Annotated in this window: 20 protein-coding genes; all 20 read left to right on the top strand. The window is 61.6% G+C overall.

The window, feature by feature from the left end; translation table 11 throughout:
* The first annotated feature begins 62 nt into the window (after positions 1 to 62).
* Positions 63 to 260, top strand: a complete 198-nt coding sequence (rpmE, locus tag HM1_RS04060) for a 50S ribosomal protein L31 (RefSeq protein WP_012282022.1) — start codon at positions 63 to 65, stop codon at positions 258 to 260.
* 55 nt (positions 261 to 315) lie between these two features.
* Positions 316 to 1,281 carry a DUF1385 domain-containing protein gene (locus tag HM1_RS04055; RefSeq protein WP_012282021.1) on the top strand — a complete coding sequence of 322 codons (966 nt, stop codon included), beginning with the start codon at positions 316 to 318 and terminating at the stop codon, positions 1,279 to 1,281.
* A gap of 28 nt (positions 1,282 to 1,309) precedes the next feature.
* Positions 1,310 to 2,374 (top strand): peptide chain release factor 1, encoded by a 1,065-nt coding sequence (gene prfA, locus HM1_RS04050; protein WP_012282020.1) that lies wholly within the window; start codon positions 1,310 to 1,312, stop codon positions 2,372 to 2,374.
* A gap of 6 nt (positions 2,375 to 2,380) precedes the next feature.
* Positions 2,381 to 3,274: a peptide chain release factor N(5)-glutamine methyltransferase gene (prmC, locus tag HM1_RS04045; RefSeq protein ID WP_012282019.1), complete on the top strand. Its 894-nt coding sequence runs from the start codon at positions 2,381 to 2,383 to the stop codon at positions 3,272 to 3,274.
* A gap of 122 nt (positions 3,275 to 3,396) precedes the next feature.
* Positions 3,397 to 4,665: an L-threonylcarbamoyladenylate synthase gene (locus HM1_RS04040; protein WP_012282018.1), complete on the top strand. Its 1,269-nt coding sequence runs from the start codon at positions 3,397 to 3,399 to the stop codon at positions 4,663 to 4,665.
* Positions 4,666 to 4,761: 96 nt separating this feature from the next.
* Positions 4,762 to 5,403, top strand: a complete 642-nt coding sequence (locus HM1_RS04035) for a manganese efflux pump MntP (RefSeq protein ID WP_012282017.1) — start codon at positions 4,762 to 4,764, stop codon at positions 5,401 to 5,403.
* Between the two features lie 27 nt (positions 5,404 to 5,430).
* Positions 5,431 to 5,916: a low molecular weight protein arginine phosphatase gene (locus tag HM1_RS16115; RefSeq protein ID WP_012282016.1), complete on the top strand. Its 486-nt coding sequence runs from the start codon at positions 5,431 to 5,433 to the stop codon at positions 5,914 to 5,916.
* 30 nt (positions 5,917 to 5,946) lie between these two features.
* Positions 5,947 to 6,417 carry a ribose 5-phosphate isomerase B gene (rpiB, locus tag HM1_RS16110; RefSeq protein WP_012282015.1) on the top strand — a complete coding sequence of 157 codons (471 nt, stop codon included), beginning with the start codon at positions 5,947 to 5,949 and terminating at the stop codon, positions 6,415 to 6,417.
* The gene (locus HM1_RS04020; protein WP_012282014.1) at positions 6,414 to 6,953 is read left to right on the top strand and encodes a TIGR01440 family protein; all 540 of its coding nucleotides are present in this window, start codon (positions 6,414 to 6,416) and stop codon (positions 6,951 to 6,953) included. The genes rpiB and HM1_RS04020 overlap by 4 nt, the downstream gene beginning before the upstream one ends.
* An 86-nt stretch (positions 6,954 to 7,039) precedes the next feature.
* Positions 7,040 to 8,287 (top strand): serine hydroxymethyltransferase, encoded by a 1,248-nt coding sequence (locus tag HM1_RS04015; RefSeq protein ID WP_041313291.1) that lies wholly within the window; start codon positions 7,040 to 7,042, stop codon positions 8,285 to 8,287.
* Positions 8,288 to 8,346: 59 nt separating this feature from the next.
* A complete protein-coding gene (gene upp / locus HM1_RS04010; protein ID WP_012282012.1) occupies positions 8,347 to 8,976 on the top strand; it encodes a uracil phosphoribosyltransferase in 630 nt (209 codons plus the stop codon).
* Positions 8,977 to 9,411: 435 nt separating this feature from the next.
* The gene (locus HM1_RS04005; protein WP_012282011.1) at positions 9,412 to 9,852 is read left to right on the top strand and encodes a deoxycytidylate deaminase; all 441 of its coding nucleotides are present in this window, start codon (positions 9,412 to 9,414) and stop codon (positions 9,850 to 9,852) included.
* 25 nt (positions 9,853 to 9,877) lie between these two features.
* Positions 9,878 to 10,348, top strand: a complete 471-nt coding sequence (locus HM1_RS04000) for a nucleoside triphosphate pyrophosphohydrolase family protein (RefSeq protein WP_012282010.1) — start codon at positions 9,878 to 9,880, stop codon at positions 10,346 to 10,348.
* Between the two features lie 65 nt (positions 10,349 to 10,413).
* Positions 10,414 to 11,631, top strand: coding sequence for a non-hydrolyzing UDP-N-acetylglucosamine 2-epimerase (gene wecB, locus HM1_RS03995; protein WP_012282009.1), 1,218 nt, complete (start codon positions 10,414 to 10,416; stop codon positions 11,629 to 11,631).
* Positions 11,632 to 11,958: 327 nt separating this feature from the next.
* Complete coding sequence (locus HM1_RS03990) at positions 11,959 to 12,219, top strand: AtpZ/AtpI family protein (protein WP_012282007.1); 261 nt, start codon at positions 11,959 to 11,961, stop codon at positions 12,217 to 12,219.
* Positions 12,220 to 12,267: 48 nt separating this feature from the next.
* Positions 12,268 to 12,657, top strand: a complete 390-nt coding sequence (locus HM1_RS03985) for an ATP synthase subunit I (RefSeq protein ID WP_012282006.1) — start codon at positions 12,268 to 12,270, stop codon at positions 12,655 to 12,657.
* A 54-nt stretch (positions 12,658 to 12,711) separates the two neighbouring features.
* The gene (atpB, locus tag HM1_RS03980) at positions 12,712 to 13,413 is read left to right on the top strand and encodes a F0F1 ATP synthase subunit A (protein ID WP_041314583.1); all 702 of its coding nucleotides are present in this window, start codon (positions 12,712 to 12,714) and stop codon (positions 13,411 to 13,413) included.
* Positions 13,414 to 13,499: 86 nt separating this feature from the next.
* On the top strand, positions 13,500 to 13,736 hold the full coding sequence (atpE, locus tag HM1_RS03975) for a F0F1 ATP synthase subunit C (protein WP_012282004.1): 237 nt from the start codon (positions 13,500 to 13,502) through the stop codon (positions 13,734 to 13,736).
* A 113-nt stretch (positions 13,737 to 13,849) separates the two neighbouring features.
* Positions 13,850 to 14,359: a F0F1 ATP synthase subunit B gene (gene atpF, locus HM1_RS03970; RefSeq protein ID WP_012282003.1), complete on the top strand. Its 510-nt coding sequence runs from the start codon at positions 13,850 to 13,852 to the stop codon at positions 14,357 to 14,359.
* Positions 14,353 to 14,910 (top strand): ATP synthase F1 subunit delta, encoded by a 558-nt coding sequence (gene atpH / locus HM1_RS03965; RefSeq protein WP_012282002.1) that lies wholly within the window; start codon positions 14,353 to 14,355, stop codon positions 14,908 to 14,910. Before atpF ends, atpH begins: the two co-directional genes overlap by 7 nt.
* The last annotated feature ends 2 nt before the right edge of the window (positions 14,911 to 14,912 follow it).

Below are 14,912 nucleotides of genomic sequence, written 5' to 3'. Positions count from 1 at the left end.
GTTACTGAGAGCCATAGTCTGACCGGTTCCGCGTTCCGGTCTTGGGGAAAGAGGTGAGCCCTGTGAAAGAAGGCATCCATCCGCAAGTGCACCGGGCGAAAGTGCATTGCGCCTGCGGCGAGTCTTTTGAAACGACATCGACCCGCAAAGAGATCAAAGTGGACGTTTGCTCCAAATGCCATCCTTTTTTCACCGGCAAAAGCCGTACAGTTGAAGTCGGCGGCCGGGTGGATCGGTTTAAGAAAAAGTACGGTCTATAAACTGCCTAGCAGAGCCTGCCTAAGCTCTGCTCTTTTTCTATCGGGGGAGAAGTGGATGGGGAATTTTCAATATGGCGGCCAGGCCGTCATTGAAGGGGTCATGATGCGTGGTCCCGATGAGATGGCCATCGCAGTCCGCTGTCCCAATGGGGAGATCGTCACTGAGAAGCGGCCGGTGGCATCGTGGATGAATGGTGCCCTCATGAGAACCCCGATCCTTCGCGGAACAGGGGCGCTGTTGGACGCGCTGATCCTGGGGATCAAGGCCCTCTCCTTTTCGGCCGGCAAGGCGACAGAAGAGGAGGAAGAGGAGCTTACCCCTTGGGAGATCACGGCCACCGTCGCCGTGTCCATGGTCCTTGGCGCCGGCCTGTTCATCTTTTTGCCGACGGCGGCGGCTCACTTGACCCGTCAGATGGTTCCTAACCTCTTTTTCCAAAACGTGATCGAAGGTTTTGTCCGGATCGCCATTTTTTTCGGTTACATCGCCGCGATTTCGCGTATGCCCGACATTCAGCGGGTCTTTCAATACCACGGCGCCGAGCACAAGGTGATCCACGCCTATGAGGCGGGGGAAGAGCTGACGGTCGCTAATGCCCAGCGTCAGACGACCTTGCATCCGCGCTGCGGAACCAGTTTCCTGCTCTTCGTCATGGTCATTAAAATCTTTGCCTTTTCCCTGCTGCCTGATGCTACGCTCTTTTGGAAGGTGATCTACCGGCTGGGACTTGTTCCTTTTGTCGCCGGTATCAGCTACGAGATCATCAAGCTCTCCGGGCGTTATCGCCGCTTCTGGCTGATGCGCCTCTTCATCCAGCCCGGCCTCTGGCTGCAGCGGATGACGACGCGGGAGCCCGACGACCAGCAGGTCGAGGTGGCCATCCGGGCGCTTCAGGCTGTCCTTCCCCAGGCGGCTCCATCTTTGGATGTGACTGTCAAGGAAGGGTGTTTCCAGCGCCGGAAAGGAGCTGCAGAAGAGGAGCCCGCAGCGGCCTGCACGGCAGCGGGCGGGGCCGGTTGACAATAAGAAATGCGACAGGTGAACACCGATGATTGATAAATTGGAAATTATCGAACAAAAGTACGACGAGTTGACCCAGTTGCTCAGCGACCCGGAGATCATCCAGGACCAGACGCGCTGGCAGCGCCATGCCAAGCAACAGGCCGGGATGACGGAGATCGTCGACACCTTTCGGGCGTACAAGGGCGTCCTGCAAGGGATCGACGACGCCCGGGCGATGCTCGCTGAGTCCGATCCGGAATTGCAGGAGATGGCCTCGCTGGAACTGGACGAACTCTTAGCCCGCAAGGAGGAACTGGAACAACGGTTGAAGGTCCTGCTGCTGCCGAAGGACCCCAATGATGATAAGAACGTCATCATCGAGATCCGCGCCGGCACCGGCGGCGAGGAAGCGGCGCTGTTCGCCGGCGACCTCTATCGCATGTACAGCCGCTTTGCTGACCGGCAGGGTTGGCGGACGGAGCTGCTCTCGGCTAACTACACCGACATCGGCGGTTTCAAAGAAGTGATCGTCCTCATCGAAGGCCAGGGCGCTTTTTCCAAGCTGAAGTTCGAATCGGGCGTCCATCGCGTGCAGCGGGTGCCGGCGACGGAGTCAAGCGGCCGCATCCACACCTCGGCGGCTACGGTGGCCGTGCTGCCTGAGGCGGAGGAAGTGGAGATCGAGGTCAACCCGAACGAGTTGCGCATCGATGTCTTCTGCTCGTCGGGCGCCGGCGGCCAGCACGTCAACAAGACCGAGTCGGCTGTGCGGATCACCCACCTGCCCACGGGCATTGTTGTCTCCTGCCAGGATGAGAAGTCACAGCTCAAAAACCGCGAGAAGGCGATGCGGGTGCTGCGGGCGCGCCTGCTGGAGAAGGCCCGGGAGGAGCAGCACGGCGAAATGGCCAGCGCGCGCAAGTCCATGGTCGGCTCAGGCGACCGCTCCGAGCGGATCCGCACCTACAACTTTCCCCAGGGGCGTGTGACCGATCACCGCATCGGTCTGACGCTGCACCGGCTGGAAACGATCCTCGACGGTGATCTGGACGAGCTGCTGGACGCCTTGATCACGACCGATCAGGCGGAAAAGCTGAAGACGATGGAGTAAAGAGAGATGGATCGATGGGAATGGAAGCCGGCGACTGTTGGGGAAGCTCTGCAGGCGGCGGTTTCTTTTTTTACGCAAAGCGAGATCCCATCGCCCCGTCTGGAGGCGGAGGTGTTGCTCGCTTATGGACTCGGCGTCAGCCGGGCAGGGTTGCTCGCGATGCTGCGAGATCAGCTCACGGACGCTCAACAGGCACGGCTCGGTGAACTGATCCAAAGACGGTTGACCGGATGTCCCCTCCAATACATCACCGGGCGGCAGGAGTTTTGGGGCCTCGATTTTGCGGTCACACCGGCGGTGCTCATTCCCCGGCCGGAAACGGAGTTGCTCGTCGAGACGGCGCTGGCCCTGCTGGGACGGCAGGACAGGACGGCGTGGATCGCTGATGTAGGCGTCGGGTCGGGCGCTATCGCTGTGGCGATGGCCCGGGAGCGCCCTCGGTTGCAGGTGCTGGCGACAGACCTTTCGGAGGCGGCTCTGGCTGTGGCCCGTCAAAATGCCAAACGGCACGGCGTGGCCGGGCAGATCCGCTTTGCCCGGGGCGATCTGCTGGATCCGGCCATCGATGCCGCCATCCGCCTGAAGGCAGTCCTCTCCAATCCCCCCTATATTCCGTCGGGGCACATTCCGTCGCTGCAGCGGGAGGTGGCCGGCTTTGAACCGAAGCTGGCCCTGGACGGCGGGGAAGACGGTCTGGACCTCTATCGCCGTCTCGCCTTTAAGGCCGGTCTCGTCCTGGAGCCGGGCGGGTTTGTCGCGCTGGAGATCGGTTACAATCAGGGAGAGGCCGTGAGCAGTCTCTTCGCGGCGCAGGGCTTTAGAGACATCGGGCTCATTCGTGACGGGCAAGGCCATGACCGGGTGGTGACTGCTGTCTGGCCGGGAGGAAAGGAGCGCTGAAATCCTCTCGGTCGTCAAAGGGATAGGGGCGAAGGGGGCGGGCCTCTTTTCTGCAATAGGGATGCGGCGTTGATGAAGTCACTGGGTGAGCGCGATGGCGCTTTGGAGGGGGACGTTGAGCGATGGCACGGGATTTTAAGGATACAAAGATCTGGCGCGTCGACCCGCGCCAAGTGTCTGCGGAAGGGCTGCGCGAAGCCGCCGCCTGCCTGCAAGCCGGCGGCCTCGTCGCTTTTCCGACGGAGACGGTCTACGGTCTGGGCGCCGACGCGCTACAGGCTGAGGCGGTGGCGGCGATCTTCACCGCCAAAGGGCGTCCGTCCGACAATCCGCTGATCGTCCATATCGCCGATAGGGACGATGTGGCGAGGCTCACCGTCGGCTTCCCTGCGTTGGCGCGGCGTCTCGCCGAACGCTTTTGGCCGGGTCCGCTCACCCTGGTGCTGCCCGCGTCGCCGCAGATTCCCGCTGTGGTGACGGCCGGGCTGGCGACGGTGGCAGTCCGCATGCCTTCCCATCCTGTCGCCCGGGCGCTGATCGGCGAGGCAGGGACGCCTGTCGCCGCCCCGTCGGCCAATCGTTCCGGCAGGCCGAGTCCGACGACGGCCGCCCATGTATGGGAGGATCTGGGGGGGCGCATCGATGGTATCGTCGACGGGGGGGACTGCGACCTCGGGTTGGAGTCGACCGTCGTCGACGCCACGGGCGATGTGGCGGTGATCCTGCGGCCCGGCGGTGTGACGCGGGAGATGATCGAAGCGCTGGGGCTGCCTGTGCGGACGGCCTTCGCGGCGGAGCGCCTCGGCGAAGGCACCGGCGCTGTCGCCGGCACTGACGCTGTCGCCGGCACTGACGCTGTCGCCGGTACTGACGCTGTCGCCGGCACCGACGCTGTCGCCGGTACGAATGAGGCAGCTGAGGCGTTTTGCTGTGACGGGGATGTTGAGCCCGGCGGCGGAGCGGGGGACTTTGTGCCGCCTTCTCCGGGTATGAAGTATGTCCATTATGCGCCCAGGGCGCCCCTCTACCTGCTCGACGGGGGCTGGGAAGGGCAGGTGGAGGCGCTGCGCCGGCTGCTCTCTCCTTCTGCGGAACGAGGCGATGACGCCGGTCCGACAGGATTGTTGATCTCTGAAGATACCTACCGCAGGATCGAGCCGATGCTTCAGCAGTGTGGCGATGCCGGTCATGGAGAGAAATGGGTGGTTCGTCTGACCGGTTCTCGGGAAGACTTAGCGACGGTGGCTCGGCGCCTCTTTGGGGCGATCCGCGCCTTCGATCAGACGACTGTAGCTCGGATTGTCGCCGAAACTTATCCGCATCGGGGCATCGGCTCGGCGTTGATGAACCGCCTGGAGAAAGCAGCCGGAGGGCGCCGCTGGCCGGGATGAAGGCCTTCTTCTCGTCCCCCTTTCCAAGGCATATAACATAGCATGGCTTGGCGTTCCATGGTTCCGGGCGAATTCCGGCGAAGTGGAGGTTGGGGAATGACCTATTGGACCTTGGGTGTGCTTGCGGTGGGGTTGGGCGCTGATGCCTTTTCCATGGCCCTCGGCATCGGCATGGAAGGGGTGCGCCGCCGCGACGCCTTCATGCTCGGGCTTGTCGTCGCGCTCTTTCACATCTTCATGCCCTGGTTCGGCATCTTGGCCGGGAGCGCCCTCGGCTTGGTCGTGGGCCGTCTGGCCAGTTTCATCGGCGCAGCGGTGCTCTTTTTTTTGGGCGGACGGATGATCTATCATGCCTGGAAGGAGAAGCGGGAAGGGCCTGCCTTTCCCGTGAGCGTCCCCCGGCGTCGGGGCAACGGTTCAGGTGGCGGCGCCATCGTCGGCGCCGGTGCCATCGTCGGCGGGCGTCTTTTCGCGCCGACGCGCTGGGAACTGGTTGTCATCGGGGCGGCCGTCAGCATGGACGCCTTGAGCGTAGGTTTTTCCCTCGGCACGGTGGGGGCGCAGCTGCTCCCGACGGTGCTGACCTTTGGCGTTGTTGCCGGGATCATGACGGTGGCAGGTTGCCGGATCGGGCAGCAGGTGAGCCGGATGCTCGGCGCGACGGCGCAACTGGCGGGAGGCTTGATTTTATTAGGTATTGGGATTAAGCTTTTGCTTGGAAGCGCCAGTCCTGGTTAAGGTCAGCCAAGTCCGGAGGGATGCCGATTGTTCACCTTGTTGTTCGTATGCACCGGCAACACCTGCCGCAGCCCTATGGCCAAGGCGATCGCCGATGCGCTTTTGGCCGAAATGGGCCAAGCGGCGCAGATCCGTGTCCTTTCGGCCGGCATCTCGGCGTGGCCGGGGGCGCCAGCGTCTGTTCATGCCCGCAAGGTGATGGCCGACCGCGGGCTCAACCTGGACGGCCATGCAGCTGCGTCTCTCACGCCGAGCATGATCCGGGAAGCCGATCTGGTGTTGACCATGACCGGCAGTCACCGCGATCGGGTGGTGCAGATGGCGCCGGAGCAGGCCGCCAAGGTCTTTACCCTGAAAGAGTACGCCGGCGGCGCCGGCGATATCGCCGATCCCTTCGGGATGGACGAGCAGGCCTATCAACAAAACGCCGGCGAGATCGAAGGGGCGCTGCGCAAAGCCCTGCATCGGATCATGGAAACTATCGTTGGACGGCGGCCAACGGATGGTTTTTGAGGAGAAAAAGCGACGTTGGAGTGAGAAGCAATGAAGATCGCCATTGGCAGCGACCACGGCGGGTTCCGGATGAAAGAGGATATCGGGGCTTTTCTGGCGGAGGAGATAGAACTGGCAGGCGTCAAGCCCGAGGTCATCGATAAGGGAACCTTTTCCGAGGAATCGGTCGATTACCCCGAATTTGGCGTCAAGGTAGCCAAAGCGGTTGTCGAGGGGGAAGCCGATTTCGGCATCGTCATCTGCGGCACGGGGATCGGCATCTCTATCGCCGCCAACAAGGTTCCCGGCATCCGCGCCGCCCTCTGCGGCGACACCTTTTCGGCGCGCATGGCGCGGGAACATAATGACGCCAACGTACTCGCTCTGGGGGCGAGGGTGATCGGTCCCGGCTTGGCCCGGGACATCGTGGCGGCTTTCCTTTCGTCGGCTTTTGCCGGCGGCAGGCATGCCCGGCGGGTGGACATGCTGCGGGCCATCGAGGGGCAGGGGACGGTAAAATGACCGGCATCGGGGCGCAGGTGACCGCTGCCGCCACAGAGCTGTTGCAGGCGGCAAACCTGCAACCGACGCAGATCCTGGTCGTCGGCTGCAGCACCTCTGAGGTGATCGGAGCGGCCATCGGCACGAAAGGGTCGGAAGCCGTCGCCGAAGAGATCCTGACGGCGCTCCGTTCAGTGACGACCCCCAAGGGCGTCTACCTGGCGATCCAGTGTTGTGAACACCTCAACCGCGCCCTCGTCGTGGAGCAGGAGATGTTGCAATTGCACCGGGAACTGGAGGAGGTCTCCGTACGGCCTGTGGCCAAGGCGGGCGGCTCGCTGGCGGCTCGGGCGATGGCGCATTTCTCCCGGCCTGTCGTCGTCGAGGCGATCCGCGCCCACGCCGGTCTGGACATCGGTGAGACGCTGATCGGGATGCACCTGCGCGCCGTCGCCGTGCCTGTCCGCCTGTCGATCCGGCAGATCGGCGAAGCGCGGCTGACAGCGGCTCGGACACGGCCGAAGCTGATCGGCGGGGAGCGGGCTTGTTATCGATAAAATCGGCGAGGAAAGCTCTTTTTACGGGGCTCGCAGGCGACAGGCCTGTCAAAGGGCCTGAAGAAAAATGATATATTGGAGGCAGCATTTTCGTGAGTGAATGGAAGCATCTGCACCAGGTCGACCCTGAAGTGGCGGCCGCCATGGACCGGGAAAAGAAGCGCCAGAAAAACAACATTGAGCTGATCGCTTCAGAGAACTTCGTCAGCGAGGCCGTCATGGAAGCGGCCGGCAGCGTATTGACGAACAAGTATGCCGAGGGGTATCCGGGAAAACGCTACTACGGCGGCTGCGAATTCGTCGACCAGGTGGAAAGGCTGGCCATCGAGCGGGCCAAGCGGCTCTTCGGTGCCGAACACGCCAATGTGCAGCCCCACTCGGGCGCTAACGCCAACATGGGCGTCTACTTCGCCTGCCTCGAACCGGGCGATACGGTTTTGGGCATGAATCTCGCCCACGGCGGCCATCTCACCCACGGTTCGCCTGTCAACATATCGGGGAAGTACTTCCGCTTCGTCGCCTACGGCGTCGACGCACATACGGGTCGGATCGACTATGACGAGGTGGCGCGCATCGCCCGGGAGACGAAGCCCAAATTGATCGTCGCCGGCGCCAGCGCTTACCCGCGTGTGCTCGATTTTGCCCGCTTCCGGGCCATCGCCGACGAGGTCGGGGCCATGCTGATGGTCGATATGGCCCACATCGCCGGCCTGGTGGCGGCGGGACTGCATCCCTCGCCCGTTCCTTACGCCGAGTTTGTCACCACCACCACCCACAAGACGCTGCGCGGTCCCCGCGGCGGCATGATCCTTTGTAAACAGGAGTGGGCCGCCAAGGTCGACAAGGCCATTTTCCCCGGCCTGCAGGGCGGTCCCTTGATGCACATCATCGCTGCCAAGGCCGTCGCCTTCCAAGAGGCCATGGCGCCGGCCTTCACGGCGTATCAGAAGCAGATCGCCGCCAACGCCGCCGCCCTCGCCAAAGGCCTGACCGACCGAGGCTTCCAACTCGTCTCCGGCGGCACCGACAACCACCTGATGCTCGTCGACCTGCGCAACAAGCAGCTGACCGGCAAGGAAGCGGAAAAGCGGCTCGACGAGTGCCGAATTACGGTCAATAAGAACGCGATCCCCTTCGATCCGCAGAGCCCCTTCGTCACCAGCGGTATCCGTATCGGCACGCCGGCCGCGACGAGCCGGGGCATGGATGAAGCCGCCATGGATCAGGTGGCCGAAGCGATCCACCTGTGCCTCTCTGACGGCAGTGAGGGAGCCATGCAAAAGGCTGTCGCCATCGTGGACGCGCTCTGCGCCCGTTTCCCGCTCTACGCCTGATCGTCGCCGCCCGCCGCACTAGGAAATGGGCGAACACTTGAATACCGGGGGGAACTGAGATGGCCAGGGTTGTGATCATGGATCATCCGCTGATCCAACATAAATTGAGTTTCATCCGCTCGAAGAACACAGGTTCCAAGGAGTTCCGGGAACTGGTCGAAGAGGTGGCCATGCTGATGGCCTACGAGGTGACCCGGGAACTGCCCCTTGTCGAGACGGAGGTGGAGACGCCCGTCGCCGTCGCCAAGACGAAGGTGCTGGCCGGCAAAAAGCTGGGCGTCGTAGCCATCCTGCGGGCCGGCCTGGGTATGATCAACGGCTTCGTCAAACTGATCCCGGCGGCCAAGGTGGGCCATGTGGGGCTCTATCGCGATCCTAAGACGCTGGAGCCGGTGGAGTACTACTGCAAACTGCCGCCCGATGTGGCCGAGCGGGACATGATCGTCATCGACCCGATGTTGGCCACCGGCGGCTCCGCGTCGGCGGCGCTCACCCTGCTCAAACAGAAAGGCGCCCGTCACATCAAGCTGGTCGTCCTGATCGCCGCCCCCGAAGGCGTGTCCCGCGTCGAACAGGATCACCCCGATGTGGACATCTATGCCGCCGCCCTCGACCCCTGCCTGAACGACCACGCCTACATCGTCCCCGGCCTCGGCGACGCCGGCGACCGCCTCTTCGGAACGAAATAACCCAAGCCATCAATAAGGGGCGCAAAGGAAAAAGACCTTTGTCTGGAATCAATTTTCAGGCAAAGGTCTTTTTTGGGAAGGCCGTTGCGATGGAATTGAAAGCCCGCTATTATTAAGGGTGGGTTAATACGCAGAGATTTTTTGTCCTTTTTCTGGGTCCTTTTTCTTAGATGATATGTCAAACCGGGATCTGACGATCGGATAAAGTAAATCCGGGCCAGCGGTTTGGGCGGAGCGGCGTCGCGAGCGCCGGTTGCGAAGCGGAAAAAGCGCGCCATGACATGCAGAAAAGCCCCAGAGATTTGGCGCGCCTGCAAAGCAACCCAGCGAACTTAGCGAGCGGAGCTAATAAGCCCCGATTTACGGAAATGCTCCGAAATGGCCTCGTTTATCACACCGTCCGTTCAAAATCCCGACGAAGAATAGGGGAATCACATGCGCAAAGACTGGGACAGCTACTTCATCGACATCGCCTTTGCCGTCTCCAGCCGTAGCACCTGCCCTCGGCGCAGCGTCGGCGCTGTGATCGTGAAGGACAAGCGGATCAAGGGGACAGGCTACAACGGAAGCCCCGCCGGCCTGCCCCATTGCACCGATGCAGGCTGTTGTATGTGGAACAACCACTGCGTCCGAACGATCCATGCCGAGGTCAACGCGATCATGGAGTGCTCGCCGGAAGAACGGAAAGGCGCGACAATATATGTGACTGACCGGCCTTGCGCCGAATGTGCAAAAGTCATCATCTCCTCGGGTATAAGGCGGGTCGTCTTTGCCCGAGACTATCATACCGAGCAGGACTGGTTCAAGATGGCCCCTTGGATCGAGGTGCGCCATCTGCCCAGGCAAAAAGGGATCGACGAAGCGCCGACAGCATGAAGGTGAGGATAAGGGGGGAGCCGCCATGACCGATCTGGTCAAGCAGTTGGAAACGGTCTTCCCCCGCTTGGCGCTGTCACCGACCATCGAAAGCACCATGATCAAACTGGTGGAAGAGGCCGGCGAGCTGGCCGAGATCTGCGGGAAGGTGCGGCGTCTCAACGGGGAGGAGCGACAGGCGGTGATGCGCAAGCTGCGTGCCCGGGAAGTGGCCTGCAGGCTCGAGGGATGGCTCCAATCGGGACAGGGCATCGCGGAAGCGGGATTGGCGGCGCAGCTGGCTGAACTTGCGGCCGCGATCGGCAGCGATGAGGCGGAAGACGAACTGACCCCGAAAGCGATCGACAAGCTGATCGCCCGGGAACTGCTTGATGTGATGCAGACCTGCGCCACCTTCATGTACCAACTGGACGTGGATCTGGAGGGCCTCATCGCGGAACATCGGGAAAAATTGATCCGGCGGGGGTACATAAAGGGCGGAAGGGATGCTCCGTAAACCGTGCTCCGTGAAGCACAGACGCCCTCGGCGTCGTCCCAAGAGATACCCCATCAGCGGAAAAAATGGGAAAGGCAGTGAAGCAGGTGCCAGAACCGATCAAGGTAATGTCCATCTTCGGAACCCGTCCGGAAGCGATCAAAATGGCGCCGGTCGTCAAGGCCCTGGAGCAGCATCCCGGCCAGATCATCTCGAAGGTGGCCGTGACGGCCCAGCATCGGGAGATGCTCGACCAGGTGCTCGACCTCTTTCGCATCACGCCCGATCATGACCTGAACATCATGGCACCGGAACAGACCCTCTACGATGTCACCGCCCGGGCGCTGCTCGGCCTGAAGCCGGTGCTGGAGCAGGAAAAGCCTGATCTGGTCCTGGTCCACGGCGATACGACGACCACCTTTGTGGCCGCCCTGGCCGCCTTTTACCAGCAGATCCCCGTCGGTCACGTCGAGGCAGGTTTGCGCACCCATAACAAGTACTCGCCCTTTCCGGAGGAGTTGAATCGCCGCCTGACCGGCGCTGTCGCCGATCTGCATTTTGCCCCGACAGCCACGTCGCGGCAAAACCTGTTGCAGGAAGGCGTCAAGGAAGAGCGCATCTATGTGACGGGCAACACCGTCATCGACGCCTTGCTGGCGACGGTGAAGCCCGACTACCGTTTCCAAGATCCCGTCCTCGCAGGGATCGACTATGCAGGACGGGAGATCCTGCTGGTGACGACCCACCGCCGGGAGAACCTGGGCGAGCCGATGCGCCAGGTCTACCGGGCGCTCTATGAGATCTTAGAGGCTCGTCCCCAGGCGGCCGTCGTCTTTCCGGTCCACAAAAACCCGGCTGTCCGGCGCGTCGTCGCCGAGGTGCTCGGCGATCATCCCCGCGTCCATCTGGTCGAGCCGATGGACTATGCGCCTTTCGTCAACCTGATGGCCCGCTCGACGCTGGTCTTGACCGACTCGGGCGGCATGCAGGAGGAGGCGCCCTCGCTGGGCAAGCCCGTCCTGGTGCTGCGCGACACGACGGAACGGCCCGAGGCGGTCACCGCCGGCACGGTCAAACTGGTCGGGACCGACGCAGCCGCCATCACGCGGGAGGCCCTCACCCTGCTCAATGACCGGCAGGCCTACGAGGCCATGGCCAACGCCGTCAACCCCTACGGGGACGGCAAGGCGTCCGAACGGACAGTCCGGGCCATCTTGCATCACTTTCAACGGTCCCCAAAGCGGCCGACGCCTTTCTCGCCACAGATCGATAGAATCAGGGATGCCGAACCGAATCAGGGGTAGAGCGAATCGGATCGGAGATGCCGAATCGGATCGGAGATGCCGAATCGGATCGGGGATGCCGAATCGGATCGGGGATGCCGAATCGGATCGGAGATGCCGAATCGGATCGCCGACTGCACAACGAATCGACTGTTTTTTTGCGACTTTGCTGTTCTTTTTGGTACAAGAGAGGATTTTGGCCTGTCGCCGCGAATACTACATGTCGGCTTAAATGTGTATGAGCTTTGCCGAAGCACTGTTGAAGAAAAGCGGCAGAGGGAAAGAGAGAATGAGGCCGAACCATCCAGGGCATCCTAGTTTTGCCTGCAGGCAGCGGGAGGGAAAGGCTTGGCCGATCTGCATCTGCCTTCTCGTCGGGTTCTGAAAGCGTTCGCGCTGGCTTCTACCATCGGCGCCGAGTTCGCGGCCTCGGTTTTCATCGGGTTTACGGCAGGCCGCTACGCAGATAAGGCTTGGGGGACGGACCCGTGGCTGATGCTCACTGGCGTATTGCTGGGCGTCGCCGGCGGGTTTTTCGGTGTCTATTACCTGGTAACTGCTTTTTTCAAGGAAGAGAAAGACAAACCAGGGAAAGAGCCGGCGCCCTGACGCGTCGCGACACACCCGGCAAGGTGGTTACGGGAGAGGACAAGCGCGATGGAATTGCAGCGCCTTTTATCTAAGGTATGGCGGCTGGGCCTCCTAGGGGTGGGAGCCGGCCTGGCGCTGATACCTTTTGTCGATAGGCCCGAGTATCCTGCCGGGTTCGCCCTCGGCTGGTTTTCGGGGCTCTTAGCTTCCTGGCTTCTTTCGATGCGGCTTCGCCGCCTGGAGAATCAATCCCCCGAGAAGGCCCTTCGCAGCATCCAATTCAGCGCCCTGGCGCGATTCAGCCTGGGACTGCTGGCCTTGCTGCTCGCGTTCAAAACCCCCGGGGCTTTTGATCTCCTCACGACCGGCCTCGGCCTGCTGATGACGCCGTTGACCTCGACGGTCATCGGCTGGCGGGAGAGCCGGAAACCCTACTACTGGGAAAACACGAAGTGAAAGGGGTGAATCAGAAAACACATGGAAGAACACGTGCGTCCGGAGTGGCACTTCATGGGAATGACCTTTTGGGCCGACACCCTGCTGTTCACCTGGTTGGTCATGGCCATTCTCATCATTTTTGGCTACATAGCGGGAAGACGGGCGACCAGCGGCACCCCTGACCGGATCGTCGCCGTCTGGGAGTTCGTCATCGACTTTGTCGCCAAGATTGTCGCCGACAACACCGACTACAAGAAAATGGCGGGGCTGCTGGCCTACCTGGTGACGCTGATCATGTTCATCTTCGTCTCCAACATGATCGGCCTGTTCCCGAACTTCACCTTCGGGCTCGGCCACCTGCACACCGCCGGCAACCTGATGTCGCCCACGGCCGACTTGAACCTGACCTTGGCGCTGGCCACGATGACCATCATCCTGGCCCAGTACTACGGGATCAAGTACAACGGCACCCACTATTTCGGGCACTTCTTCTCGCCGCACTGGCTCTTCTTCCCGATCCACGCGATCGAGCTGCTGACCAAACCCGTCACCCTGGCCTTCCGTCTTTACGGGAACATCTTTGCCGGCGAAGTGCTGATCAAGGTGCTCCTCACGTTCATCCCCTTCGGACTGGTCTATCTCTTGGGCGGGTTCATTCCCCACGTGATCTGGCTGGGCTTCTCCGTCTTCGTCGGCGCCATCCAGTCCTTCGTCTTCACGGTCTTGACGATCGTGTACATCTCGCAAGCCATCGGCGCAGCCGATAGCCATTAAAAAAACCACTTAAAAAAACAAAAAATCAAGGGACCGAGAGTCCCGCCCAGCCGCAACGGCTGAACATTTGAAAGGAGCGATCTCTTGTGGATGTCAAAGCTTTTGCTCTCTTAGGTGCCGGTCTCGCCGTCGGTCTCGCCGCTTTCGGCGCCTCTATCGGCAACGGTATGGTCACCTCCAAAACGGTGGAAGGCATCGCCCGTCAACCCCAAGCCCGCGGCGCCCTGCAGACGACCATGTTCATCTCCGTCGGTCTGATCGAAGCGCTCCCCATCATCACCGTCGTTATCGCCTTCCTGCTCTACGGCGTCGGCAGCAAGTAAGCTGCGCTTTCGCCCCGTCATCTTTCGGCCGATCCCCTTAGCATTTATCGAGCCGAACCGTATACCCAAAAGAAATACAGCGTAGCGTTTGCTCCGTTTAAGGAGGTTAAGCGGTGCTAGAATCGGTCCTTCACGCGCTCCATCTGAACGAGACCTTTCTGGCCATGCTGATCAGCTTCCTGATCCTTGTCTTCATCCTCCAGCAGGTCGCTTTCAAGCCCATCTTGAAAGCCCTCGACGAACGGCGTCAAAAGGTCGAAGAGTCGATCAGCCGCGCCGAAAACGACCTGGAAGAAGCCAACCGGATGCGGGCCGAGAATGCCGCCGAACTGGCCAAGGCCCGCCAGGAAGCCCATGACCTGATCGCACGCGCCACCAAAGTCGGTGAAGAAAAAGCGCAGGAAATCGTCGCCGCCGCCCAGGCAGAGGCCAACCGCCTCAAAGAAAAGGCTGTCGCCGACATCCAGCGGGAAAAAGAAAAAGCCCTGGAAGAACTGCGCAGCCATGTCGTCAACCTGTCCATTCTGGCCGCGGAAAAGGTGATCCGCAAAAACCTGGATGAGCCGACCCAACGCCAACTGGTGGACGAGGTCATCAATGAAGTGGGGAAACTGCCATGCTGACGGGCGCTGTCGCGCGCCGGTACGCGCAGGCTCTCCTGGAGATCGGAATCCAAACGAAGACCCTCGATGCGCTGGAAGGGGAATTGGGCCGCTTCGTCGAGATGATCGGCCATCCGGAACTGCAGCGGTTCCTCTTCCACCCTTCCATCGTTGTCGCCGAGAAAAAAGACCTGGTGGGCAGGCTGCTGGCCACAGGCGCCTTTTCCGAAACGGCGCGGGCCTTCATCCTCCTTGTCATCGATCGCCGGCGGGAGAGCTACTTCGCCGACATTTTCCGGGAGTTTGTCCGCCTGGCCAACAAGGTGCGCAACATTGAGGAAGCCCGCGTGACGAGCGCTGTCGAGCTGGCGCCGGAGCAGGTGGAACGGCTGCGGTCACAACTGGCCGCCGCCACCGGCAAAGCGATCGTCCTGCGCATGGCAGTCGATCCCGACTTGATCGGCGGCCTCGTCGTCGCCTTCGGCGATCGGATCATCGACGGTTCTGTAGCCGGAAAGATCCGGGACTTGCGAGAGAGCCTCCTGCGCTCTCCCCTGCCGTCCCTTTCGTAACT

This window comes from Heliomicrobium modesticaldum Ice1, assembly GCF_000019165.1.
GTDB classification, from domain to species: Bacteria; Bacillota; Desulfitobacteriia; order Heliobacteriales; family Heliobacteriaceae; genus Heliomicrobium; species Heliomicrobium modesticaldum.
This window is presented reverse-complemented; position numbering and strand designations above follow the sequence as displayed.